The sequence below is a fragment of the Streptomyces sp. NPDC101118 genome, from assembly GCF_044759445.1.
In the GTDB taxonomy this organism is placed as follows: Bacteria; Actinomycetota; Actinomycetes; order Streptomycetales; family Streptomycetaceae; genus Streptomyces.
Genome location: NZ_JBIVZG010000007.1, coordinates 118,936 through 143,567, shown reverse-complemented (window position 1 = coordinate 143,567; position 24,632 = coordinate 118,936). Strand labels below are relative to the sequence as shown.

Here is a 24,632-nt window from a genome sequence, read left to right as displayed (position 1 = left end):
TACTCAAGACCCCTGCCGGGCCGGGAAGGTTGTAGGCGGCACGGCCCCGGATCTCAGCGGGTGATCAGGCCCAGGGTGCCCGGGGCCGTCGGCGTGCGGTGGATCAGCGGGTCGGCCGGCGGCTGGACCACGCGGGTCGGCGAGGTGCCGGCGACCTTGCCGTCCTTCGTGCCGACGGACCAGACCTGCTGGCCGGACTCGTACATGCTCGACAGGGCCAGGGTGATCTCCGGCTGCCGGTCGCCGTCGAGGTCGGTGACCTTCAACTGGCGTGCGATGCGGGCGACACCGGGGAGGGCGGGCAGGCCAGCCGCCTTGTGGCCGTAGAACGCGGCGCCGGCGCCGGTCGGGCCCTTGGCCGTGCCCTTGAGCACGTACAGGCCGCCGCCACTGACGTAGCAGTGCTCGCAGGTGGGCCGGTTCTCGCCGACCGCGGCGACGATCAGCTCCGGGCGGCCGTCACGGTCGAGGTCGCCCACGGCGACCTCGGAGCCGAACTGGTCGCCCTCCCCCGGGGACCCGGGGACGCCGGTGGTGTCCTCGGTGAACGTCCGCACGGCGCGGTTCTCGTCCACCCCGGCGGAGGAACCCATGGTGACGTGGACCCTGCCCACCCAGGCCCGGCCGTCCCGCTCGTGCTCCGGGTCGCCCACGGCGATGTCGCCGTACCCGTCCTGGTCGAAGTCCCCGACGGCGACGCTGCTGCCGCCGCGCAGGGTGCCCTCCGTCAGGCGCAGGCCGGACGGGCCGCCGAGGAGCACGCGGCCGCGGCCGCGCCCGTCCGGGAGGACGACGAGGTCGTCGATGGCGCCCTTGTTGATCCGGCCGACGGCCAGTCTCTTGAGGACACCGGGGGTGCCGAAGTCGACGTTCGCGCCGACGTCCACGGGCTGGACCCGGGAGGGGCTGCCGTCGGCCGCGAACGGGCCGCGGAACAGGTGGAGCCCCGAGTCGTGGCCGACGAGCAGGTCGGCCTTGCCGTCCCCGGTGAAGTCACCGGCCACGAGCGCGGCACCCAGGCGGTACTGCAGCGCGGGCGCCACCGGGACGGTGCTGCCGCCCTTGAGGCCGGCCGGGCTGCCCCACAGCAGGGTGACCACGCCCTTCTGCGGCGTGTCCCAGTCGACGAAGGCCGAGCGGGAGGACACCGCCAGGTCCGCGTACCCGTCGCCGTTGAAGTCGCCGTTGGCCAGCGCCAGGCCGAAGGACTGCCGCTCGCCCGCCGCGCCGGGCACGCCCGGGCTGTTCTGGGTGATGGCCTTCAGGCCGGTCTTCTGGGCGCCGTACTTCGAACCGTACGAGACGGTCACGTAGCCCGCCTCGTAGGCGATCACGGTGCCGCCGGCCGCCGCCGGCACGTTGAGGGCGGCCCCCGCGGACGCGGCCGCCAGGTCGTGGCGGCCGTCGCCGTTGAAGTCGTCGGCGTACCGGGTGGGCGCGGGCCCCGTGGCCGCCTGGGCCTGGGTGGAGACCAGCAGGCCTCCCGTGAGCGTGGCGACCGCCGCAGCGGTCATGACGGTCCTGCGGAGGTGACTTCGCACGTCCGGTTTCCCCCCTGGGAATGCGATCGGTAACACCCCCAAGACCCCTGACAGGAGAGAACGGTTGTACGGATCTTTGCCCCGCCTCCCGCCCCGCGCCCTTGCCCGCGCCGCGCCGATCGAGTTGGCTTGCGGACCATGAAGTACACGCAGCTCGGACGCACTGGACTCAAGGTCAGCCGACTCGTACTCGGCACCATGAACTTCGGCCCGCAGACGAACGAGGCCGACAGCCACGCGATCATGGACGCGGCGCTGGACGCGGGCATCAACTTCTACGACACGGCCAACGTGTACGGGTGGGGCGAGAACAAGGGCCGCACCGAGGAGATCATCGGCACGTGGTTCGCGCAGGGCGGCGCGCGCCGCGACAAGGTGGTCCTCGCCACCAAGGTGTACGGCTCCATGGACCGGCAGGGCGAGACCTGGCCGAACCACGACAGGCTCTCCGCGCTGAACATCCGGCGGGCCGTCGACGCGAGCCTCAGGCGGCTCCGTACCGACTACATCGACGTCTACCAGTTCCATCACGTCGACCGCCGGACCCCCTTCGAGGAGATCTGGCAGGCGATCGACGTGCTCGTCCGGCAGGGCAAGGTCCTGTACGCCGGTTCCTCCAACTTCCCCGGCTACAAGATCGCCCAGGCCAACGAGACGGCCGCCCGGCGCGGCATGGTCGGCCTGGTCAGCGAGCAGTGCCTGTACAACCTCGCGGAGCGGCGCGCCGAGATGGAGGTCATCCCGGCCGCGCAGGAGTACGGGCTCGGCGTCATCCCGTGGTCGCCGCTGCACGGGGGCCTGCTCGGCGGCGTGATCAAGAAGGAGGCCGCGGACGGCCGCCGGGCCTCCGGACGGTCCGCGGACGCACTGGCCAACAGCACCGTGCGGGCGCAGGTGCAGGCGTACGAGGACCTGCTCGACAAGCACGGTCTGGCGCCCGGCGAGGCCGCCCTGGCCTGGCTGCTCACCCGGCCGGGCGTGACCGGCCCGATCGTCGGGCCGCGCACGGCGGAGCAGCTGGAGGGCGCGCTGCGGGCGGTCGAGCTGGAGCTGCCGGACGAGGTGCTGGGCGGGCTGGACGAGATCTTCCCGGGCCCGGGACCCTCCCCGGAGGCCTTCGCCTGGTAGCCGGGCCGCGTACGGCGGGCCGCGCGCAGGGCGTGGCCGCGTGCGGGGAGCCTCGCGTACGGCGTACCGCGTGGTGGCGGCTGCTGTTACTTCAGGGCGGCCGCCACCGCGACGACGACGAACATGACGGCGAGCACACCGGCCATTACCCGGTTCCTGGTCTTGGGATCCACCCTTCGAGCGTAACCGGCCCCGCGGGTCACCCCGCCAGCGGCCAGGCCTCGACCACGTCGTAGCGGGGCTGCTCGCCGGGCACGCCGTGCGCCGGCAGGGTGCTGCGGACCAGGGACAGCTCGCCGACCTGCCAGGACGCGCCCTCGAAGGAGCCCAGCGCCTCGGTGTACGCGTGCAGGTCGGCCCGCGCCCGGCTGCGGGCGACGGTCAGGTGCGGGGTGAAGCGGCGGTGGCGCTCCATGGGGACGCCGGAGCGGCGGGCCGCGGCGTCCGCGCGTTCGGCGAGCAGGTGGATCTCGTCGACCCCGCCGGCCGCGCCGATCCAGAGGGCGTGGCCGCTGAACTGTCCGGCGCCGTGCAGGCGGAGCGGGAAGGGCGCCGTGCGGTGCGCCGCGCGGGCCAGCCGGGCGTGCAGCTCGGGCAGCAGCTCCTCCCCCACCTCCCCCATGAAGGCCAGGGTGAAGTGCCACCCGGCGTGCCCGGTCCAGCGCAGTTCGTCGCCGTCGGCCCGGCGCAGCGGGTCCACGACCCGCGCCAGCTCGTCGAGCACCTCCTCGGGAGGCAGCACGGCGGCGAAGAGTCTCATGCGGCGACGATAGTCCTCGCCGCGGGAGTCGGCAGGGGGTCCGGACGCCGGACCGGCCCGGGCGGACGCCGGGCGGCCCGGGCGTAGGCCAGGCGGACCCGGGCGGCCCGCCGGGTGGCCCCCGGTGGACGCAGGGGACGCCAGGTGGACCCGGGCGGCCCGGCGGGCGGTCCTGGCCGCCCGCCGGGCGCCGTCACGCGGCGGTGGCGAGCTGCTCGCGGCGCGGTACGAAGGCCACGTGCGTACGGCCCGGCCGCAGGTCCACCCGGAGGCGGAGGTCGCCGACGCGGGCCAGCACCAGACCGACGCCGACCGCGGCGGCCAGCGACACGAGGCCGCCCGCGGCCATGCCCACGCGGGCGCCGTAGGTGTCCGTGACCCAGCCGACCAGGGGCGCGCCCAGCGGCATGCCGCCGGTGAACACCATCATGAACAGGGCCATGACGCGGCCCCGCATCTCCGGGTCGGTGGCCATCTGGACGCTGGAGTTCGCCGTGACGTTCACGGTGAGGCCGAACATGCCGATCGGCACCAGCAGCGCGGCGAAGAGCCAGAAGCCCGGCGCGAACGCGGTGACCGTCAGCAGGGCGCCGAACATCGCGGCGGCCACGACCAGCAGCCGCAGCCGGGCCAGGCCTCGCCGGGCCGCCAGCAGCGCCCCGGCGAGGGAGCCGGTCGCGATGAGCGAGTTGAACAGGCCGTACGTGCCGGCCTCCCCGTGGAAGACGTCGTCCGTGAAGGCCGACAGCCAGATCGGGAAGTTGAACCCGAAGGTGCCGATGAAGCCGACCAGCACGATCGGCCAGACCAGCTCCGGGCGCCCGGCCACATAGCGCAGTCCCTCGCGGAGCTGGCCCTTGGCGCGCGGCCGTGGCTCGACCACGTGCAGCTCGCGGGTCCGCATCAGCAGCAGGCCGGCGATCGGTGCCGCGAAGGACAAGCCGTTCAGCAGGAAGGCCCAACCGGAGCCGACGGCGGTGATCAGCACACCGGCGACGGCGGGGCCCACCAGCCGCGCGGTCTGGAAGTTCGCGGAGTTCAGGCTGACCGCGTTGGCCAGCTGCCGCTTGCCGACCATCTCCGAGACGAAGGTCTGCCGGGCCGGGTTGTCGACCACCGTGACCAGGCCTGCCAGGAAGGCGGCCAGGTAGACGTGCCACACCTGGACGTGCCCGGTGACGGTGAGCGCGCCGAGCGCGACGCCGGTGAGGCCGAGGGCCGAGTTGGTGGCGATCAGCAGCGGCCGCTTCGGCAGGCGGTCGGCGAGTACGCCGCCGTAGAGGCCGAAGAGCAGCATCGGCAGGAACTGCAGGGCGATCGTGATGCCGACCGCGGAGGCGGATCCCGTCAGGGAGAGGACCAGCCAGTCCTGCGCGATGCGCTGCATCCAGGTGCCGGTGTTCGAGACGACCTGGCCGGTCGCGAAGAGCCGGTAGTTCCGGATCCTCAGCGAGCTGAACATCGTGTTCTTGCGGGTGGTGCCGACCGGGGTGCGGCCGGCGCCGGGAGCTGCGGGTACGGCAGGTGCTGCGGGTCCAGCGGGTGTTGCGGGTGTTGTCGGGGTGGATTTCGGTCCGGGTGCGGAGTCTGCTCCGTTTCCCGTACTCAAAGGCTTTCGCCTCCTCGGCTCGTCCTTACAGGTGCGCGAGCTTGTCGAGGACGGGCGCGGCGGCGCGCAGCTTGGCCCACTCGTCCTCGTCGAGCTCGGCCGCGAGCCGGGCCAGGAACGCGTTGCGCTTGCGGCGGCTCTCCTCGAGCATCGCCTCGGCGCGTTCGGTCTGGCTGACCACCTTCTGCCGGCGGTCGTCCGGGTGCGGCTCCAGCCTGACCAGTCCCTTGGCCTCCAGCAGCGCGACGATGCGGGTCATCGACGGCGGCTGGACGTGCTCCTTGCGGGCCAGCTCACCGGGGGTGGCCGAGCCGCAGCGTGCGAGGGTGCCGAGCACCGACATCTCTGTCGGGCTGAGCGATTCGTCGACGCGCTGGTGCTTCAGGCGCCGGCCCAGCCGCATGACGGCCGAGCGGAGGTCGTTCACGGCGGCAGCATCGTCGCCATGGGTGAGGTCAAGCATGTATTTAGAGTAGCTCATTAGTCAGTCTAAATACCAACGGATAACGCGCGGCGCGCCGTGATACCCCGCACTCGACCTCCTGACGGCACGTGTCACCCATAAGGGTGAGACCCTTCCGGAAAGTGACCCATCCCGCGGCCCGCTGCCCCGACCCTGTGCCCATGGGGACACACGTGCTCAGCATGCGCATAGACGGGGAGCTGCTGGCCCGGCTGCGGGACCACGCCGCCAAACGCGGAATGAGCGTCCAGGACTACGTGGTCCGGACGCTCATCCGCGATGACTTCGACGAGCGCTTCAAGGCGGCCGTCGACGAGACGGAGAAGTTCTACGGGCTCACCTGAGCCCGTGGAACCCCACCGGGGGAAGGTCCTACGTGAGGCCCAGGGCAGGCATCGCGTAGTAGAAGACGAACACCGCCGACACGACGTACATCGCCGCCGGGACTTCACGGCCCCGTCCGGCGGCCAGCCGCAGCACGGTGAAGCTGATGAAGCCGATGCCGATGCCGTTGGTGATCGAGTACGTGAAGGGCATCGTCAGCATCGCCAGGAAGGCCGGGACGGCGATGGTGAAGTCGCTCCAGTCGATGTCCTTGACGGAGCCCGCGAGGATCAGGAAGCCGACCGCGACGAGCGCCGGGGTGGCCGCCTGCGAGGGCACCATCGTGGCCAGCGGGGTGAGGAACAGCGCCACGGCGAAGAGCGCGCCCGTCACGACGCTCGCCAGGCCCGTACGGGCGCCCTCGCCGACGCCCGCGGTGGACTCGACGAAGCAGGTGTTCGCGGACGAGGACGTGGCGCCGCCGGCCGCGACGGCGATGCCGTCGACGATCAGGACCTTGTTGATGCCGGGGAGGTTGCCGTCCCGGTCCATCAGCTTGGCCTCGTCACCGACGCCGAGGATGGTGCCCATCGCGTCGAAGAAGCAGGACAGCAGCACGGTGAAGACGAAGAGGGCGCCGGTCAGGAAGCCCACCTTGCCGAAGCCGCCGAACAGGCTGACCTGACCGACGAGCCCGAAGTCGGGCGCGGCGACCGGGTTGCCCGGCCACTCCGGCACGGTCAGGCCCCAGGCCTGGCCCGGCAGGTCCGCGATCAGCTGGACGGCCACCGCGACGACCGTCATGACGACGATCGAGATCAGGATGGCGCCCGGGGTCTTGCGGATGAGCAGCGCCAGCGTCAGCAGCACGCCGAGCACGAAGACCAGCACGGGCCAGCCGTGCAGGTGGCCGTCGCTGCCGAGCTGGAGCGGGACGGTGGTGTGCGCGGCGTCCGGGATGCGGGAGACGAAGCCCGAGTCGACCAGGCCGATCAGCATGATGAAGAGACCGATGCCGATCGCGATGCCCTTGCGCAGGCCCGGCGGTACGGCGTTCATCACGCGCTCGCGCAGGCCGGTGGCCACCAGCAGCATCACGATGAAGCCCGCGAGCACCACCATGCCCATGGCGTCGGCCCAGCTCATGCGCGGGGCGAGCTGGAGGGCGACCACCGTGTTCACGCCGAGGCCGGCGGCCAGGGCGATCGGGACGTTGCCGATCACGCCCATGAGGAGGGTGGTCAGGGCCGCGGTCAGCACGGTGGCGGTGACCAGCTGGCCGCCGTCGAGCTGGTGGCCGTACATGTCCTTCGCGCTGCCGAGGATGATCGGGTTCAGCACGATGATGTAGGCCATCGCGAAGAAGGTGGCGAAGCCGCCGCGGACCTCACGGGCCACGGTGGAACCGCGCTCGGAGATCTTGAAGTAGCGGTCCAGGACGGAACCGGTCCCCTGCGGGGAAGGCTGGGGGGCGGTGGCCGGGGCGGCGGGGGCCGACGTGCTCATTCGGTCCTCAAAGGGTTTGCTTAGGAGATTCGCACCAATAAATTCGGGTCGCGAACAAACCGTTTCAGTATGAACACATGAACGAAGGGGCGTCCATCTCCGCGCGTAGACCGTTCAGGAGGCCACCTAGACTGGCCCGCATGGCGAAGTGGACCCCCAAGCACGAGGCACCCGAGCCCCTGGAGGGGCCGGTCGTCGCCACCATCACCGGCGGCACGATCCTCTGGTTCGCCATGTTCGTCGTGCAGCTCCCCTTCTACGGCTGGTTCGCCGACCGGGACCTCCTCTGGTGGGTCTGGACCTGCGCGGCCGGCGGCGCCCTCGGCCTGATCGGCATCTGGTACGTACGCGCCCGCGACGCCGCACTCAAGCGCCACGCGGCCGAAACCGCCGGGCGACCCCAGGACGATCCGGGTCATACCGAGGTCTGATCTTCCCGTCGCTCGGCGGGTGAAGCGGCACGACCCCGCTTACCGTCGAAACCATGACGCAGCGGGCGAAGATCGACACCGACGGGCCGGAGCCGGGCGGCGGGGGCGCGGGCGGCACCCGCGGCACCGCGATCGACGCGGGCGCGGAGCTCGACCCCGTGCACCCTGTACGGATGCCCGCCCCCGTCTTCCAGCCGGGCGGCCTCACCGCGGCGGCCGTCGCCGAACGCATCGCGCGTGGCGACGTGAACGACGTACCGGTCCGCAGCAGCCGCTCGACCGCCGACATCGTCCGCGGCAACGTCTTCACCCGCTTCAACGCGATCATCGGCGTGCTCTGGGTGATCATGCTCTGCGTCGCGCCCATCCAGGACAGCCTCTTCGGCTTCGTGATCATCGCGAACACCGGCATCGGCATCGTCCAGGAGCTGCGCGCCAAGAAGACCCTCGACGGACTCGCCGTGATCGGCGAGGTCAAACCCACCGTCCGGCGCGACGGCAGGGCCGCCGAGATCTCCACCTCCGAGATCGTCCTCGACGACGTGATCGAGCTCGGTCCCGGGGACAAGGTCGTCGTCGACGGCGTGGTGGGCGAGGCCGACGGACTGGAGGTCGACGAGTCGCTGCTGACCGGCGAGGCGGACCCGGTCCTGAAGAAGCCCGGCGACGAGGTGATGTCGGGCTCGTTCGTGGTCGCGGGCGGCGGCGCCTTCACCGCCACCAAGGTCGGCCGCGAGGCGTACGCCGCTCAGCTGGCCGAGGAGGCCTCCCGCTTCACGCTCGTCCACTCCGAGCTGCGCTCCGGCATCTCCACCATCCTCAAGTACGTCACCTGGATGATGATCCCGACCTCGATCGGCCTGATCATCAGCCAGCTCGTGGTCAAGGACAACAACCTCCAGGACTCCATCGCCCGGACCGTCGGCGGCATCGTCCCGATGATCCCCGAGGGCCTGGTGCTGCTGACCTCCGTGGCCTTCGCCATCGGCGTCATCCGGCTGGGCCGCAAGCAGTGCCTGGTCCAGGAGCTGCCGGCCATCGAGGGGCTGGCCCGCGTGGACGTGGTGTGCCTCGACAAGACGGGCACCCTCACCGAGGGCGGCATGGACGTCACCGAGCTGCGGCCCCTGGGCGGCGCGGACGTGACGTACGTACGCAAGGTCCTCGGCGCCCTCGGCGAATCCGACCCGCGGCCCAACGCCAGCCTGCAGGCCATCATCGACGCCTACCCGGACGAGGAGGAGTGGCGCTGCACGGAGTCGCTGCCCTTCTCCTCCGCCCGCAAGTACAGCGGTGCCAGCTTCAGCGAGGGCGACGGGGAGAACTCCACCTGGCTGCTGGGCGCGCCCGACGTGCTGCTGCCCTCCGGCGACCCGGCCCTGGACGAGATCAACGCGCTCAACGAGCAGGGGCTGCGCGTGCTGCTCCTCGCCAGGTCCGCCCGCGAGCTGGACGACCCGCAGATCGGCGCCGGCGCCCGCCCCACCGCCCTGATCGTCCTCGAACAGCGGCTGCGCCCCGACGCCGCCGACACCCTGCGCTACTTCGACGAGCAGAACGTCCACGCCAAGGTCATCTCGGGCGACAACGCCGTCTCCGTCTCCGCGGTGGCCGGGAAGCTGGGCCTGCCGGGCGCCGAGAACACCGTGGACGCGCGGCAGCTGCCGGCCGACCAGGCCGGGATGGCGGCGGAGCTGGACCGGAACGCGGTCTTCGGCCGGGTCACCCCGCAGCAGAAGCGGGACATGGTCGGCGCGCTCCAGTCCCGCGGCCACACCGTGGCGATGACCGGCGACGGCGTCAACGACGTCCTGGCGCTGAAGGACGCCGACATCGGCGTCTCGATGGGCTCCGGGTCCGAGGCCACCCGCGCGGTGGCCCAGATCGTGCTGCTCAACAACTCCTTCGCCACGCTCCCCTCGGTGGTCGCCGAGGGCCGCCGGGTCATCGGCAACATCACCCGGGTGGCCACGCTCTTCCTGACGAAGACCGTCTACTCGGTGCTGCTGGCCATCCTGGTGGTGTGCTGGCAGGTGGAGTACCCCTTCCTGCCGCGGCACCTGACCCTGCTGTCCACCCTCACCATCGGCGTCCCGGCCTTCTTCCTGGCCCTGGCCCCGAACAAGGAGCGGGCCAGGCCGCACTTCGTGAAGCGCGTGATGCGGTACGCGATCCCGGGCGGCACCATCGCGGCGCTGGCCACCTTCGTCACGTACCTGCTGGCCCGGAACCACTACACCGGCGAGGGGGCGCTTGAGGCCGAGACCAGCGCCGCCACCCTGACCCTGTTCCTGGTGTCGATGTGGGTGCTGGCGATCATCGCCCGCCCGTACACGTGGTGGCGGGTGGGGCTGGTAGGGGCGATGGGGCTGGCGTTCCTGCTGGTCCTGGTGGTGCCGTGGCTCCAGCACTTCTTCGAGCTGAAGCTGGTGGGAACGACCATGCCGTGGGCCGCGGTGGCCATCGCGGCTGCCGCCGCGGTGCTGGTGGAGTTCACCTTCCGCTGGGTCGACCGCAGGTTCCCGGCCTAGCCGGGTTCCCGGCGGGGCCGGTGCGGTCCCCCGGTCCGGCGCGTGCGGTTCCGGCCCCACCCCCGTGGGAGCCCGTTCCGCACGCGCCGGACCCGTTCGGGGAGGCCGTGCGCAGTCCGGACGTGCGCCGTCCGGCCGATTGCTACGACGCGTTCTCGGCCGGAATGGTTGTACGCGGGCCGTGACCGGCTCGCGGGACCGTCTAGCGGACGTCGACGTAGTCCTCGCGGGAGACCGTGCGGTTGGTGGTCGCGTTGCCCTGGATCTTCCACTGCCAGTAGCCGTCCTCGCTCGCGAGGACGCGCTTGGTGAAGTTGCCCTTGCCGTCGGTCTCGACGCCGGTGACGTAGCTCTGGACGGTGGCGCCCTTCTTGCGGAACCACAGGCCCATGCCCACGGCGCCGTTGTAGTTGCGGTAGTCGCCGGTCTCCCAGTTGGCGCGCTGGACCGTGCCCTTGACCGTGAGGATCTGGCCCTTGACCACCGGCTCCGGTCCGGCGTCCATCGGCAGGTACGCGGCGCGCGGGGTGTACACGTTGCCGCTGAGCGGGGTCGTGAAGACCTCGGAGGGCCGGGACTTCCGCCAGGAGCGGCCGGTGAGCTCCCAGGGCGACTGCGAGTCGGCGTTCTTCAGGTCGGTGCGCGGGTCCACGGTGATGACGACCTCGCAGACGGCCGAGGTGCGGTCGGCCGCGACGCACACCGGGGCCTGGCGGGGTGCGATCGTCTTGCCGCCGTAGGCCTCGGCCTTGGCGAGCAGGACGTCCGCGTGGATGTCGGACAGCGGCACATCCGCGGCATGCTTGATCGTGTACATGACCTTCACGCTGTTCGGCGTGACCGGCTTGACCGGCATCCAGCGCTTGTTGGTGGACACGGCACTGAACGCCGCCGGACCCGTACCGGCGGCACCGGCGGCGGGCACGCAGAGGGCGGACAGGGCGAGGGCGGCCGTGGTGGCGACGGCTGCGGCGCGATAACGCATGATCGGAATCCCCCGAACGGAACATGACTGACCGGACGGGAGGTACGACCATGCAAGATCGCGAATGGTTGTGCAGGCAGGGGAAAATTCCGGCCACTTCCCTGCCCAACCGGCACGCACCGGTCAACGGGCGGGGGCCCCGGCAGGGCTTCCGGCGGTCGGATCTACGCTGACCTCCATTCATCCCGAGGGGGGTCCATGCACTTCAAGAACCTGCTGGTCGGCGGGGCTGCCGGGCGGCGGCGCGCCGCGACCGGCGTCCTGTCCGCCGCCCTGCTGGCGGCCGGCCTGCTGGTGCCGTCGGCCGACGCCGTACCGAATCCGGCCACCGCGGCCGCGCCCGACGCCGGAACCGGGGCCGCCGGGGGCGCCACCCTGGCCAACGGCGACCGCGTCGAGCGGGTCCCGGGCCGCGCCGGAGCCTTCCGCGTCACCGGCAAGGACGGCGAGCAGCCCGGCAGTTACGGCTACCTCGCCACGCCCGGCCGCGTGGAGATCCGCCCGGTCGGCGAGAAGGCCCCCCTGGCCACCACGACCCTCGCCACGGACGGCACCACGGTCACCGCGCCGTCGGCGGCGCGCACCACGTACGCCGCCACCGCGGCCCAGCAGGTCAAGATCGACCTGGTCAACGCCGACCACTGGGGCCCGTCGATCCACGTCTGGAACCGCAGCACCTGGACCTACTACGACGTGGCCGAGGAGCAGTGGGACGACTGGGGGACGGTGGCGCTGCCGCCCGGCGACTACGTGACCGTCGGCCTGTACTCCAACTGGGGCCGGGCGAGCCACTTCCTGGCGAAGACCTTCACGGTCGGCTCCACCGCCCAGACGGTGCTCCTGGACGCCAAGACGTCGAAGGAGACCCGGATCGCGGTGGACGACACCACCGCGGCCCGCTCCAGCGCGGAGATCTCGTACACCCTGCCCAACGGCAGCTCGACCGGCTTCGTCGGCGGCTGGGGCGAGAAGGTGTACGTCAACCCGATCGCCCTCACCGGCCTGAAGCTCAACCTCCACGAGGTCCTGGACAAGAGCGGCTCGACGGGCAACCTGCCCAGCCCCTACCGCTACGACCTGGTGCACCGCTTCACCAACGGCGTCCCCGCCACCCCGGTCGCGCAGGTCCTCAAGGCGAACCTGGCCACCACCCAGACCTCCCTGCGCGCGCAGGACGGCAACTCCGTGGGCCGGCTGGACAGTCACGCCGACATGGGCCTCAACATCGGCGGCATGTTCATCGGCAGCCAGGTGGGCGTCCCGTCGAAGATCACCGAATACGTCACCCCGGGCACGGCCTTCGCGCGCGCCCTGACGTACGGCAGCACCCACCGCCTGGACCTGAAGACCCGCACCCTGGCCAAGGGCACGCATCCGGTCGAGATCGTCGGCGCCGCGCCCTTCACGCCCCGGGTGCGCTACAACTCCACCCACCAGAGCGGCACGTTCAAGTTCACCGAGAGCGCGCTGCACTCCGACGCCGCCGGCAACCTCGGCAAGGACGACGCCGCGAGCCTGCAGTTCCGGATCCGCACGGGCAGCACCACGCTGGCCACCTCGCCGGTCCAGGACTCCGGCACCTGGCAGGCGACCGTCCCGACCGGCCACGCGTCGTACACCGTCCGGGTGTCGGCCACTCGGCACGGCGCCCAGGGCCGGCTCTCCAGCCGCGTCTGGACCGACTGGACGATGACCGGGGCCGCCCTGGCCGCCCAGTCCGGCCTCCCGGTCACCGACCCCACGTACAAGGTCACCGGGCTGGACTGGCGCAACCAGGCCGGCACCGACCCGGTGACGGTCAGCACCACCCTGAAGCCCCGCCTGGCGGGCACCACGGCCACCCTCAAGTCCCTGGAGTTCTCCATGGACAACGGCGTGACCTGGACCGCCCCGGCCCTGACCGCCTCCGGCGCCACCGGCAGCGCGAGCTTCACCGTCCCGGCCACCGCGTCCTTCGTGAGCCTGCGGACCACCGGCACCGACAGCTCCGGCGGCACCGTCTCGCAGACCGTGATCCGCGCCTTCGCCGGCCCGGCCGCCGCCACCGGAGAGCGCGTCGGCGACACCGCGATCAGCAACGTCGTCGTCAACGACGGCCACCCGTACGCCCCCGACCTCTCCCCCGACGCCACCGTCAAGGTCCGCTTCACGGTCACCGACCCGGCCGGCGTCGCCGCCGCCGGCGCGTACTTCCACCACGGCACGTACGACCGTCCCGACGGCGTCGTCCCGCAGTACTGGAACGCCCTCTGCACCCCGGCGACGGCCACCACCGCCACCTGCACCGCGGAGGTCGCGGTCCGGCCCGTCGACGAGCTCGGCCGCAACAGCCTCGCCGGCCTCTGGTCGGTCACCGCCTGGGCCCACTCGAAGGACGGCTCCGGCCGCGTCCTCGTCACCAAGGCCGGCACGGCCGACCTCCGGCGCATGACCGGCTTCTCCACGACCTGGCCGCCGATGAGCGTGCCCACCGGCGGCAAGTACACCGTCAAGGCCAAGCTGCGCGTGCTCAGCTGGATCAGCGGCAGCAACCTGGCCCTGCCGGACGCCACCGTGCGCCTGGAGTGGCAGAAGGCCGGCAGCAGCACCTGGACCACGGTGGCCACCGCGAAGACCGCCTCCGACGGGACGGTGAGCTTCACGCGCACCGCCACCGAGGACGGCAAGCTGCGGCTGCGCCACGACGGCACCACGGCCTACTCGCCGGCCGACTCGGGGACGTCCGACATCGACGTGTACTGATCCCGTACCAGCCCTCACCAGGGCCTCGGCCCCACCCGGGCCGAGGCCCTACGCTGTGCCCGCCGCACACGAGACCGAGGGGGCGCCTGACCATGGCGGACAGCAGCAGAAGTCACAGACGGACCAGGGCGGCGGCAGTGCTGGGCGGCGCCGCCCTGCTGCTCGGCGGGGTGGGTGTGCCGCAGGCCGGCGCCGCCCCCACCGCCGGGTACCCGGTGAAGATCCAGCTCACGCACGTGGACCACGTCGCGCCCGAGATCCGCGTCTGGGACCGGGCGACCTGGAAGGCGTACGAGGTCACGGTCCCCGAGGGCGAGGACTTCGGCACCGCCGAACTCCCCTCCGGCAACTACCTGACCATCGGCAACCACGGCGGCTACGACGCCTCCGGCACGCAGGCCCGATTCCTCCCCAAGACCTTCAGCGTGGGCACCGCCGCCACCACCGTCACCCTCGACGCGAACCTCGCCCAGCCGGCCGCCGTCACCGTCGACGAGCCCACCGCGGCCCGCGTCGTCGCCGACGCCTGGTACACGCTGCCCAACGGCGAGGCGGCCTTCTTCGCCAACGGCTCGGGCGCCACGGTCTACGCGGCCCCCGTGACGCTGCCGGGCCTGACCCTCAACCTGCACGACGTGCGCCAGAAGCGCGGCAGCGGCCCCAACCGTCCCAGCCCCTACCGGTACGATCTCCTGCACCGGTTCACCGGCGGCACCCCCTCCTCGCCCGTGGTCTCGGTGCCCACCGCCGGCCTCGCCAAGAAGCGCACCACCGTCCGCGCCCAGGGCGCCGGGCTGAGCGCCACGGTGTGGACCGCCGCGGTCGCCGACGCCGAGAAGGGGCTGTCCGGCACCTACCTGCCGGCCGCGGTGCCGCTCGGCACCGCGTACACGCACTACCTCACGCCCGGCGCCTCCTTCGACCGGTACCTGGAGTACGGGCCCCACGCGCTCGGCATGCCCGGCATGACGCTCCCCGCGGGCGACGCGGGCAGCGAGTACTTCGGGCGGGCACCCTTCACCTCGTACGCCTCGCAGTTCCCGGCGTCGCAGTACGCGGGCGGGAAGTTCAGCCTGAACGAGCCCGCCTCCCTCTCGGACGCGTACGGCAACGAGGGCCTCGACAGCGGCGGCGGCACCACCTGGCGGGTCACCGGCGACGGCGGCGCACTGCTCGGCGCCTCGGGCGTGCTCTCGCCGTACGACACGTACACGGTCGCCGCCGGCGGCCACAGCACGTACAGGATCACCCATACGGTGACCAGGAGCGGCGCGCACAGCCGCCTCTCCCCGCGCGTCGCCACCGAGTGGACCTTCCCCGGCAGCGCCCTGACCGCCTCCGCCCCGCTGCCGGTGACCGACCCGCGGCTGACGGTCAGCGGCCTCGACGGCCGCAACCGGGTGGCGGCGGGACCGGTGACGGTCGGGGCCACGCTGGTACCCCGCACCGACGGCACGACCGCGACCCTGACCGGCATCGAGTCCTCCACGAACGACGGCGCCACCTGGACCGCCGCCCCGCTGACCGCGTCCGGCGCCACCGGCAGTGCCACGGTCGCCGTCCCGGCCGGGGCCGCCTTCGTCTCCCTCCGGATCACCGGCACGGACAGCGCAGGCGGCGCCCTGCGCCAGACGATCACCCGAGCCTTCGGCGGCCCGGCCCCGCAGACCGGCCTCAAGCTCGGCACCACCACCATCGGCACCGCGGTGGTCAACGAGGGCAAGACCCTGGTCCCCACCCTCACCGGACTCGGCGGCTACAGCGCCGCCTTCACCGCCTCCGACCCCTCGGGCATCGCCTCGGCCGGCGTGTACCTGTACCACGGCCCGTACGACAAGCCGGACGGCATCGTGCACGTCACGGCCCCCGCCGACTGCGTGAAGCGGGCCGGCAGCACCACCTGGGACTGCACCGCCGGCTTCGACCTGAGCGGCCGGAACCACCTGGGCCTGAACAAGCTGGCCGGCACCTGGTCGGTGGCCGCCTGGGCCCTCGCGGCCGACGGCAAGGGCCTGTTCAGCGGCCCGGTCGCCGGCACCGCAACCATCAAACGGGCCAGCTTCCTCACGGCGAACGCCACGCCGGAGCCGGTCACCGCGGGCGCGAAGGTCACCGTCAAGGGCACCCTGACCGGCTCGGCGTGGGAGTACGGCGCCGCCACGGCCCTCCCGTCCCAAAAGGTCGACCTCCAGTTCCGCAAGTCCGGCTCCACGACCTGGACCACGGTCGGCTCGGGCACGACGGACGCCGGGGGCGCGGTCACCGTCTCCGCAACGGCCACCGTCGACGGCGGCTGGCGCTTCAAGTACGCGGGCACGTCCACCTCGGCCTCGAAGTCCTCGTCGACGGACTACGTGGACGTGACCTAGCCGGTCCCGCCCGTCCCCTCGTGATCTACGATCCGGGTCCTGCACAGGGTGGGGATCACGAGGGGGACCGGTGGCGAAGAGGTACTGGCGGATCTGGATACCGGTGGCCGTGCTGGCCGCGGCGGCCGGCGGGGTGGTGTTCGTGCCGGAGGTCGTGGACGAGGTACGGGTGGAACGGCTGCTGGAGGTCCACACGGGGGACCCGGCGCAGGTGTTGAAGGAGGCGGCGGAGCGCGCGCTGGCCGCCGGCGCGGCCGAGGTCGTGGTCACCGCCGAAAGTCCCTTCTACGGGGACGACGGGCCCGCCGAAACCGGCCGGATGTCGTGGAAGAGCCCGCACGAAGCCCTGGCCCTGCCGAGCATGTCGCGCTGGCGCATCGACGACGACCTGTACTACCACCCCGCCGTACCCCCGGGGTTCGACGGCAGCGCCGAATCCGAGTGGGAGAACGGGGCGGCCGCCAGGGTGTCCGCGCCCGCGATGCTCAGCGCCCTGCTGGTCGGCGGACACCCTGAGCGGGTGGGGCCCGAGAGCGTGGGGGGGCTGCCCGCCATGCGCTACTCGGTGGCCGTCGAACCCAAGCCTCTCGACGCGCTGCTGCGGAAGACCTTCCCCTGCCTGACCTCCCCGCGTCCGGCCCCCGAGCCTCCCAGGGTCCCCGGCAGCCCTGACCCGCGGATCCACTTCGACGCCTGGCTGGACGACCACGGGCAACTGGTCCGCGTACACAGGCGCAGTCCACGTAAGACCATCGAGTTCCGGTCCTTCGGCGGCCCCGCCGTCACCCTCCCGCAGGGCGCCGAGCACGTGGAGGACGCCGTCGACGGGCAGCCGGGCTGCACCGTCCGCTAGGTCAGTCGAACCAGCGGTCCCTGGCCAGTTCCTCCGTGCGGGACGGGTCCTCCAGGAGGGCCGCGACCTCGAAGCGGCGGGGCCACTGGCCGGCCGCCCAGGCCAGGCCCGCCGCCACGCCCTCCAGGGTGGCGGCGTGCAGGACGCCGTCCGGGGTGCGCCGCCAGTCCAGCTCGATGCCGCCCGCGACCAGCTCCTCGTGCTCGACGTACGAGTCCGGGGTCGCCGGACCCAGCAGCACCCGCACCGACTCCGGCACCCGGCGCTCCTCGCCGTCGGTCGCCACCAGTGCGGGCAGGGTCTCCGACAGGCGCCGCACCTGGAGCAGTTCGGCCAGGTCGGCGGCGGCCGAAGGGGCCACCGGCAGCAGCGGGAGGTCACCGGCGAGCGGCAGCAGGTCGGGCGCGTCGGCGACCACCGCGTCGGCGGCGTCCACCACCCGCACCTCGCCGTCGACCACGGCCCGCAGCTCGTCCGGCAGCGTCACCTGCTCGGGGTCCAGGTCGGCCAGCGCCCCGTACAGGGCGTGGAGTTGACGGGCCGTCACCGTGCGGTCCGGGTCGGCCAGCCGGCCCAGCAGCTCGGCGGCACCGCCGGGCTCGTCGAGCAGGGCGGCGACGGAGGTGCGTACCCCCAGGGCGCGCAGCACCTGCTCGTCCTCGAAGCCGGTGGCGTCGGCGGACGTGTACAGGCCCTCCAGCAGCGGGTCGCCCCCGGCGGCCCGCAGACCGGCCGGGCGGCGGCCGTCGAGCACCGGGTGGTCTCGCAGCCACCAGGCCGTGTACGGGCGCACGGTCTGCGTGGTGCCGTCGGGCAGCAGCACCCGCACCGGCTGGGTCAGCGCGTCGCGCAGCGGTGGCTGCGCCAGCAGGGCCAGCGCCTGCGGCCAGGCGTCGTCGTCGACCAGGTCCAGGTCGCGCACCGCCACGATCTCCGTGGCCACCGGCGGCACCGGGGTGTCCGGCAGCTGGTCGAGCAGGTCCTCGCACCACACGTCGACGGCGTCCAGCAGCCCGGCGTCGTCCGGCTCGGGGAAGTCACCCTCGCGCGGCTCCAGTTCGTCCGGGTCCAGCACCACATCGGTGGCCCGCACCAGCTGGAAGTTGGCCAGCACGCCGCAGGCCGTGAGGGGCTGCTCGCCCCACCGCTCGGCCAGCTCCGCGTCGACCAGCGCGAGTTCGCCCTCCCGCATCACGCGGGCGAACGGCGAGCCCGGCAGCACCAGTTCGGCGGCCGGGGCCGGCTCGCCGTCCTCGTCCGGCAGCGCGAGGGCGCCCAGCCACGGCTCGTCGCCCGGTTCGAGCCCGGCGTCGCGGACCAGCCCGAGCACCACCTCGGCCAGCTCCTCCGCGTCCAGCGCGTCCTCGTCCCAGATCTCGTCCGCGTCCAGGGAGGCGGCCACCGCGGCCCGCACCTGCGGGGTGGTCAGCACCGCCCGGGGCGTGGCGGGCAGCGCGCCCAGCTTCTCCAGCAGCGGGTGCGCGGCCTCGGGGTGGGCGACCTTCAGACCCAGCCGGGTCAGGTTCGCGGGGGTGTCCGGGCCGGGCAGCAGCACGTGCCGGGGGCCGATGGTGGTGCGGACGCCGGGGGCGCCGTCGGGCAGCTCCGCGCCGAAGCCGTCCGTGCCGGGGGCGTCATCGGTCCCGGCGAGTTCGCCGAGGCCGTCCAGCGGCTCCTTCCGCACCTCGTCCGGGCCGGTGGCCAGCGGCACGGGCAGGCCGGAGAGCCGGTCCGGGTCCACGCCGGCCAGCGTGTCGTACAGCCGGTACCACCAGGACGGCGCCCGCTCCACGCCCGCGATGCGCTCGATGGCGTCGCCGAGCGGCAGCCGGCCCACGCCGAGCGTGCGCAGCTCCGTACGGCGTTCCAGGCCGGCGGGCAGCAGCGTCGGCAGCACCTCGGCGAGCACGCGCACGGTGTCGGCGCCCGCGCCCTCGACCACCTCGGCCTCGAAGGGCCGCAGCGCGGTCAGCTCCTCGGAGGGCGCGGCGGGGGCCAGGAACGCGGTGCGGGGCAGCCGCCGGATCACGGCGGCGCGCAGGGCGCCGTCCAGCTCGCCCTTGCCGAGCGGTCCGGGCACCAGGTCGACGAGCGCGGTGCTCACCGGGTGCCAGGCGGCGAGGAGTTCGGCGTACGCGTCGGCCGCGCGCTCGACGAGGAAGTCGGTCAGCGGCCCGGGTGCCGGGTGGCGGCGGGCGGTGTCGAGCGGGAGGGAGGCGATGAGCAGGGCGGGGATGCCGAGCGGCTCGTCGGTGGGGGTGGGGGCGTGCACGACGGGCGCGGTGGAGGGGCGTACGGGCGCGCCCTCGGCGTCCACGGGCACGGCCCAGGAGACGGTCCACTGGGGCCGGAGCCGCTCCTCCACGGGCCGGTCGGCGAGCAGCGCGGGCTCGACGGGGCCGGAGTGGCGGACGGTGCGCCAGCGGGTCGAGCCGGCCTCGCTGTCGTCGATGACGGTGTACGCGCCCACCTCGCGGCGGCGCAGGGTGCGGGTGCCGGCGGGGGTCTCGACGACCACGTCCTGGAGACCGGGCAGGGTGAGCAGCAGCGCGTCGTCGATGCCGGCCAGCAGGCGGTCCACCAGGTCCTCGGCGACGCCGTCGCGCAGCGGGAGGACGACGACAGTGTCGTAGCCCTCGGGCGCGGTGCCCTCGGCGGGCAGGGGGAGGCGCAGCAGGGGTACGTGGCCGTCGCGGCGGCGGAGTTCGTCGCCGAGGCCGGGGCTGCCCTGGGCGGCCTGGTGGGCGAGTTCGCGGGCCTCGGCCAGGGACCAGCGGACGCCGCCGTGCCGGCCGAGGACGGCCGGCTCGTCGCTGACGGCGAGGACGGCCGCGAAGCCGACGCCGAAGCGGCCGACGCTGTCGCCGGTGCCGCGCTTGGCGGAGGCGCGCAGGGTGCTGAGGGATTCGACGCCGGTGGCGTCGAGGGGTGCGCCGGTGTTGGCGACGGCGAGGATGCCGGAGCGCAGGGTGAGCCGGAGCCGGCCGGGTACGCCGGCCCGTGCGGCGGCGTCGGCGGCGTTCTGGGCGAGTTCGACGACCAGCCGGTCGCGGTAGCCGCCGAGTGCGAGGTCCTCCTCGGCGTTGGCGTCCTCCCGGAACCGGGCGGGGCTCGCGCCCCAGGCGTCGAGTACCCCGCGCCGCAGCCGCGCGGTCCCGAAGGGGTCCACGCCGCCCTGAGCCGCCGTCGCTCGTCCGCTCACGCCGCTGCCTCCTGCTTCCCGCCCGTTGCCGTTCCAGGGCCAGAAGGTACCGCGCCGCGGACCGGCCGCGACCCGGCGCCCTGGGGGAAGCCCGCAGGTTCAGGCTGCTGGTCCCCGTACGGGGCGCCGCGCGTCCGCGTGCACCCCGGACCGGTGGCGGCCGGCGGCGCCCCAAGGGCGGCGCCGGCAAGGCCGGTGAGGGTCCGTTACGAGTGGCCCAGGTCCTGTTCCGGCAGCTCCGCGACGGGCACCGAGCCGCTCTCGGCGTCCGGGCGCAGCGGGAAGGCGTCGGCCCCCATGGAGTCGAGCACCGGCGGCGCGGGCCGCGGCGGCTTCGGCATGACGGCGGCCTCGGAGTGCCCGCCGCAGCCGTACGAGAGGGAGACCAGGCGGCCGTCGGCCGGCCCGAACTCGTTGGCGCACACGCCGAAGGCCTGGCCCAGCGAGCCGCCGATCTTCATCAGGAAGCCGCAGGACACGCAGGAGGCGGGGGCCGCCTGCGCCATCGGGGTCTTGGCGCCGAAGGCCTCGTCCCAGCGGTCGGCCGCGGTGTGCAGCCCGTACCGCGACAGCACACGGGCCCGCCGCATGCCCAGTTCCTCGGCGACCGAGGTGATCGAGCCGCGCTCCGGCACCGCGACCCGGTCCGTGAAGGCCGCGTCCTCGGCGTCGGCGAGGTCCCTGACCTCCTCGGAGACGACGGAGTTCGGCGGGGGCGTGTCCTCGCCGGAGTAGCCGGGCTCCAGGCGCAGGTCGTCCGCCTCGGTGGGCAGCAGGTCGCCGGGTCCCATGTCGCCCGGGCGCAGCCGCTCGCTCCACGGCACCCACTCGGGCGCGAGCAGCGCGTCGGGGCCGGGGAGCAGCACCGTTTCATCGAGGGTGACGACCTTGGCACGGGAGGCGCGGGCCACCGTCACGGCCCAGCGCCAGCCGCGGTAGCCCGCGTCCGTGCACTCGAAGAAGTGCGTGACGACGCGGTCGCCCTCCGCGACCACCGAGACGTGCTCGCCCACCGAGCCGGGGGCGGCGGCTTCCTCCGCCGCCGCTCGGGCGAGTTCTACCGCCTCGGCGCACAGGCGGTCGGGGGTACGGCTTCGCGTCGTCGCAGCACTCACTGTCTCGTTCTCTCCTACGCCGTCTCACGAGTGCGCCCTCGTCCGTGACAACCGCCGGTCCTGATCCGTACGGGGCGCGGGCGGAGCGGACCAGAGGGCCGCGTCGACGTCCGCGCCCGATCGGCCTCGGGCGCACCTACTGCGAACCATTCTGCGGGATCGCGGAGAGGCGCGCGGCCAAGAGCGACCGCCGGTGGCGCGCTACGCACGCTACCTCCTTCGCAGCCCTGGGCCCACCTGCACGTCCGATTCGCGGACAGCGAAGCGAACCCGTGACGCCGCCGGAACGCGCCGGGGACTCCGACGGAACACCGCCGGAACGCGCCGGGGACTCCGCCACCGGGCTTCAGCGAGGTGCCGTGGGGCACTATGGCCGGGTGGCAGCCGCACGGTCCTCCGACGACGGCTCGGGCCGGGCCCGCAGGGCCGGACGGGCGGTCGGGCGCGCCCTCCACCTGCCCGCGCGGGGCATCCGGCGGGCCACGCACGCGCACGGCGCGGGCGAATCGGGCCTGGGCAAGCTGATCGAGCTGCACGCCGTGAACGGCGCCGGGGACATGATGATCACGGTGGCGCTGGCGTCCACGGTGTTCTTCTCGGTCCCCACGGACGAGGCACGCGGCCGCGTCGCGCTGTACCTGCTGATCACGATGGCGCCCTTCACGCTGCTGGCGCCGGTGATCGGGCCCCTGCTGGACCGGCTGCCGCACGGCCGGCGCGCGGCCATGGCGGGCGCGATGTTCGCCCGGGCGGTGCTGGCGGTGATCATGTCGGGGGCCGTGGTGACCGGCGGCCTGCGGCTCTACCCGGCGGCACTGGGCGTGCTGGTGGCGTCCAAGGCGTACGGCGTGGTGCGCAGCGCGGTGGTGCCGCGGCTGCTGCCCAAGGGGTTCTCGCTGGTCAAGGCGAACTCCCGGGTGACGCTGGCCGGGCTGCTGGCCACCGGCGCGGCGGCGCCGATCGGCGGGCTGCTGCACCTGATCGGGCCGCAGTGGCCGCTGTACGGGGCGTGCGCGGTCTTCCTCGGCGGCACGTTCTTCGCCTTCCGGCTGCCGCACCAGGTGGACTCCGCGAAGGGCGAGCGGCGGGCCCGCCTCTCGACGCACGAGGCGCGCCGCGAGCGGGCCAGGCGGCCCGGGCTGCGGACGGTGAGCAAGCCGGTGCTGTGCGGGCTGTGGGCCAACGCGGCGATGCGCTCGCTCTCCGGGTTCCTGATCTTCTTCCTGGCCTTCCTGCTGCGCGAGCACCCGCTGCCCGGGCAGAGCGCGGCGGTGTCGCTGGGCATCGTGGGCGTGTCGGCCGGGGTGGGCAACGCGTGCGGCACGGCCGTGGGCGCGTGGCTGCGGTCCCGCGCGCCGGAGGCGATCGTGGCCGCGGTGCTGACCCTGACGCTGGCCGCGGCGATCGTGGCCGCGCTGTTCTTCTCCGGGCTGCTGATGGCCGTACTGGGCGCCACGGCGGGCTTCTGCCAGGCGCTCGCCAAGCTGTCGCTGGACGCGATGATCCAGCGGGACGTGCCGGAGGAGGTGCGCACCTCGGCCTTCGCCCGCTCCGAGACGCTGCTGCAGATGGCCTGGGTCGTGGGCGGCGCGATCGGCATCTCGCTCCCGCTGAACGGCGTCCTGGGCATGTCGGTGGCGGCCACCCTGGTCGCCGCGGGCACGGTCATGGCCTACCGGGGAGCGCTTTCCGCGCGGCCACGGCAGGGCGGGGCGCCACCACGGGCGCGGGTGGCTTGAGGGGGGTGGGCCGGGGGCGGCGTCTCCTGGGCCGGTCTCAGGGAGGGCGCCGGTCTGGGGCCGTCCGCCGACCGAGGGTTTCCGGGCCGGGGCACCCTGTCAAGGGCGCTCCGCTGCGCTCCGCGTCGCCTGCGGCGATTCCACTTCGTTCCACCCTTGACAGGCCACCCCGGCCCGGAAGGCAAAGACCTCGGCGGACAACCCCAGAAAAGACGCCCTGGCCACTCCTCATGCATTCCGGTACCAGGTGCGCGTCCCAGTGTCGGGGTGCAGCCCCGCCCCAAGGGGCGGACGCACCACCATCCGTAGGCCCACCACTCGGCATAGCGGCCTCCGGGCCGCCTGTGCCCCTTCATAAGCCGCCCACGATCGCTACGCGCTCCTGCCGGCTCGGCGGCGAACGGCCGTTTTGGGCCGGGAAGGGACGTGAGAAGGGACGGGCGTCGGGGATGACCCGGATCCAGTGTCCATTTCCCGCAACTGACGGGCGGGACGGCCCGCCAGCCGTCCCGCTAGAGCAGCAAGCGGCCGTCGTGGGCGGCTCTCGTCCCACCACGACCGGCCCGGCGGACGCTGAGACGTGAAAAGCGCCTACCCAACGCTGGCGGCCTATGTCCCACCACGACGGGCCGGTCATCGCGTGACGGGAGAAGCACATGCGATCGCTGGCGGCCTATGTCCGGCCCCAGACGGCCGTCCGCCGCCCTAAGGCAGGAGCGCGTAGCGATTTGTGGCGGCTTATGAAGGCGCGCAGGCGGCCCGGAAGTCGCTGAGACGGGCGGAGGGCCTACGGACGCTGACGCGTCCGCCCCGTGGGGCGGGGGCCCGCCCCCGGCTCCGGGCACCGGGTGCCGACACCGGGCTCCCGGCCGGTGCCCGGGTGGCGGAGCCACCGGGCGCGCTCCCATCGCCACTGGCCGGCCCTGGGCTTTGCCCCCTGACCGTCCCTCCTGGAGCCTCCCGCCACTCGTCGTTCCCCCGGGGCGGGGTGGGCGGTCAAGGGTGGAACGAAGTGGAATCGCCGCAGGCGACGCGGAGCGCAGCGGAGCGCCCTTGACGGCCCGCCCCGCCCCGGAAACACCCTCAAGTGGCGGGTGGCTCCAGGAACCCTCCCAAGAGAGGCCCACTCCAGATGCCCCCGCCCCACCCCCGCACCGCGCACCTTCGCAGCGCCCCGGCAACGACGCACGCCACCGGCACCGCACCGCACCCGCGCCCGACCCGCGCCCGACCCGCACCCGCACCCGCACCGCGCCCGACCCGCGCCTCACCCTCACCCGCGCCTCACCCTCACCCGCGCGACGCGCGGGCCGGTTGGCCACCCCCGCCACCAA

General features: G+C 73.4%; 16 protein-coding genes. 8 read left to right on the top strand and 8 right to left on the bottom strand.

The genetic code is table 11. The features are described from left to right. Positions 1-53 precede the first annotated feature (53 nt). Positions 54-1,541, bottom strand: a complete 1,488-nt coding sequence (locus tag ACIQUQ_RS14735; RefSeq protein ID WP_403975366.1) for an FG-GAP and VCBS repeat-containing protein — start codon at positions 1,539-1,541, stop codon at positions 54-56. A 138-nt stretch (positions 1,542-1,679) separates the two neighbouring features. Between ACIQUQ_RS14735 and ACIQUQ_RS14730 the strand changes: the two genes are divergently transcribed. After that, entirely contained in the window at positions 1,680-2,669 is a 990-nt protein-coding gene (locus tag ACIQUQ_RS14730) for an aldo/keto reductase (protein ID WP_403975363.1), read from the top strand. A 199-nt stretch (positions 2,670-2,868) separates the two neighbouring features. Here ACIQUQ_RS14730 and thpR read toward each other — a convergent pair whose 3' ends face one another. From thpR to ACIQUQ_RS14715, 3 genes are all read right to left on the bottom strand, one after another. After that, entirely contained in the window at positions 2,869-3,429 is a 561-nt protein-coding gene (gene thpR / locus ACIQUQ_RS14725) for an RNA 2',3'-cyclic phosphodiesterase (RefSeq protein ID WP_403975361.1), read from the bottom strand. A 193-nt stretch (positions 3,430-3,622) separates the two neighbouring features. Next, positions 3,623-5,038, bottom strand: a complete 1,416-nt coding sequence (locus ACIQUQ_RS14720) for an MFS transporter (RefSeq protein ID WP_403975358.1) — start codon at positions 5,036-5,038, stop codon at positions 3,623-3,625. A gap of 25 nt (positions 5,039-5,063) precedes the next feature. Next, positions 5,064-5,501 (bottom strand): MarR family winged helix-turn-helix transcriptional regulator, encoded by a 438-nt coding sequence (locus ACIQUQ_RS14715; protein ID WP_399939311.1) that lies wholly within the window; start codon positions 5,499-5,501, stop codon positions 5,064-5,066. A gap of 161 nt (positions 5,502-5,662) precedes the next feature. Between ACIQUQ_RS14715 and ACIQUQ_RS14710 the strand changes: the two genes are divergently transcribed. Next, positions 5,663-5,845, top strand: coding sequence for a ribbon-helix-helix protein, CopG family (locus tag ACIQUQ_RS14710; protein ID WP_399939308.1), 183 nt, complete (start codon positions 5,663-5,665; stop codon positions 5,843-5,845). Between the two features lie 28 nt (positions 5,846-5,873). On the opposite strand, the gene ACIQUQ_RS14705 is transcribed toward ACIQUQ_RS14710, so the two are convergent. Continuing rightward, positions 5,874-7,331 (bottom strand): NCS2 family permease, encoded by a 1,458-nt coding sequence (locus tag ACIQUQ_RS14705; RefSeq protein ID WP_403975355.1) that lies wholly within the window; start codon positions 7,329-7,331, stop codon positions 5,874-5,876. Positions 7,332-7,471: 140 nt separating this feature from the next. Between ACIQUQ_RS14705 and ACIQUQ_RS14700 the strand changes: the two genes are divergently transcribed. Both ACIQUQ_RS14700 and ACIQUQ_RS14695 read left to right on the top strand, forming a co-directional pair. Beyond that, on the top strand, positions 7,472-7,762 hold the full coding sequence (locus ACIQUQ_RS14700) for a DUF2530 domain-containing protein (protein ID WP_403975353.1): 291 nt from the start codon (positions 7,472-7,474) through the stop codon (positions 7,760-7,762). Between the two features lie 53 nt (positions 7,763-7,815). Further along, complete coding sequence (locus tag ACIQUQ_RS14695; RefSeq protein ID WP_403975350.1) at positions 7,816-10,293, top strand: HAD-IC family P-type ATPase; 2,478 nt, start codon at positions 7,816-7,818, stop codon at positions 10,291-10,293. Between the two features lie 202 nt (positions 10,294-10,495). On the opposite strand, the gene ACIQUQ_RS14690 is transcribed toward ACIQUQ_RS14695, so the two are convergent. Further along, on the bottom strand, positions 10,496-11,278 hold the full coding sequence (locus ACIQUQ_RS14690; protein ID WP_403975348.1) for a hypothetical protein: 783 nt from the start codon (positions 11,276-11,278) through the stop codon (positions 10,496-10,498). Positions 11,279-11,476: 198 nt separating this feature from the next. On the opposite strand from ACIQUQ_RS14690, the gene ACIQUQ_RS14685 reads away from it, so the two are divergent. The 3 genes from ACIQUQ_RS14685 (at position 11,477) to ACIQUQ_RS14675 (ending at position 17,242) form a co-directional block, all read left to right on the top strand. Next, complete coding sequence (locus tag ACIQUQ_RS14685) at positions 11,477-14,020, top strand: hypothetical protein (RefSeq protein ID WP_403975346.1); 2,544 nt, start codon at positions 11,477-11,479, stop codon at positions 14,018-14,020. Between the two features lie 92 nt (positions 14,021-14,112). Then, on the top strand, positions 14,113-16,389 hold the full coding sequence (locus ACIQUQ_RS14680) for a hypothetical protein (RefSeq protein ID WP_403975343.1): 2,277 nt from the start codon (positions 14,113-14,115) through the stop codon (positions 16,387-16,389). Between the two features lie 70 nt (positions 16,390-16,459). Then, positions 16,460-17,242, top strand: a complete 783-nt coding sequence (locus tag ACIQUQ_RS14675; protein WP_403975341.1) for a hypothetical protein — start codon at positions 16,460-16,462, stop codon at positions 17,240-17,242. A gap of 1 nt (position 17,243) precedes the next feature. Here the strand turns inward: ACIQUQ_RS14675 and ACIQUQ_RS14670 are convergent, their stop codons facing one another. Together ACIQUQ_RS14670 and ACIQUQ_RS14665 are read right to left on the bottom strand one after the other, a co-directional pair. Then, positions 17,244-20,444: a sacsin N-terminal ATP-binding-like domain-containing protein gene (locus tag ACIQUQ_RS14670; protein WP_403975338.1), complete on the bottom strand. Its 3,201-nt coding sequence runs from the start codon at positions 20,442-20,444 to the stop codon at positions 17,244-17,246. A 206-nt stretch (positions 20,445-20,650) separates the two neighbouring features. After that, positions 20,651-21,559: a DUF3027 domain-containing protein gene (locus tag ACIQUQ_RS14665; protein ID WP_403975336.1), complete on the bottom strand. Its 909-nt coding sequence runs from the start codon at positions 21,557-21,559 to the stop codon at positions 20,651-20,653. A 377-nt stretch (positions 21,560-21,936) separates the two neighbouring features. On the opposite strand from ACIQUQ_RS14665, the gene ACIQUQ_RS14660 reads away from it, so the two are divergent. Beyond that, positions 21,937-23,298: an MFS transporter gene (locus ACIQUQ_RS14660; protein WP_403975333.1), complete on the top strand. Its 1,362-nt coding sequence runs from the start codon at positions 21,937-21,939 to the stop codon at positions 23,296-23,298. Positions 23,299-24,632: the final 1,334 nt, after the last annotated feature.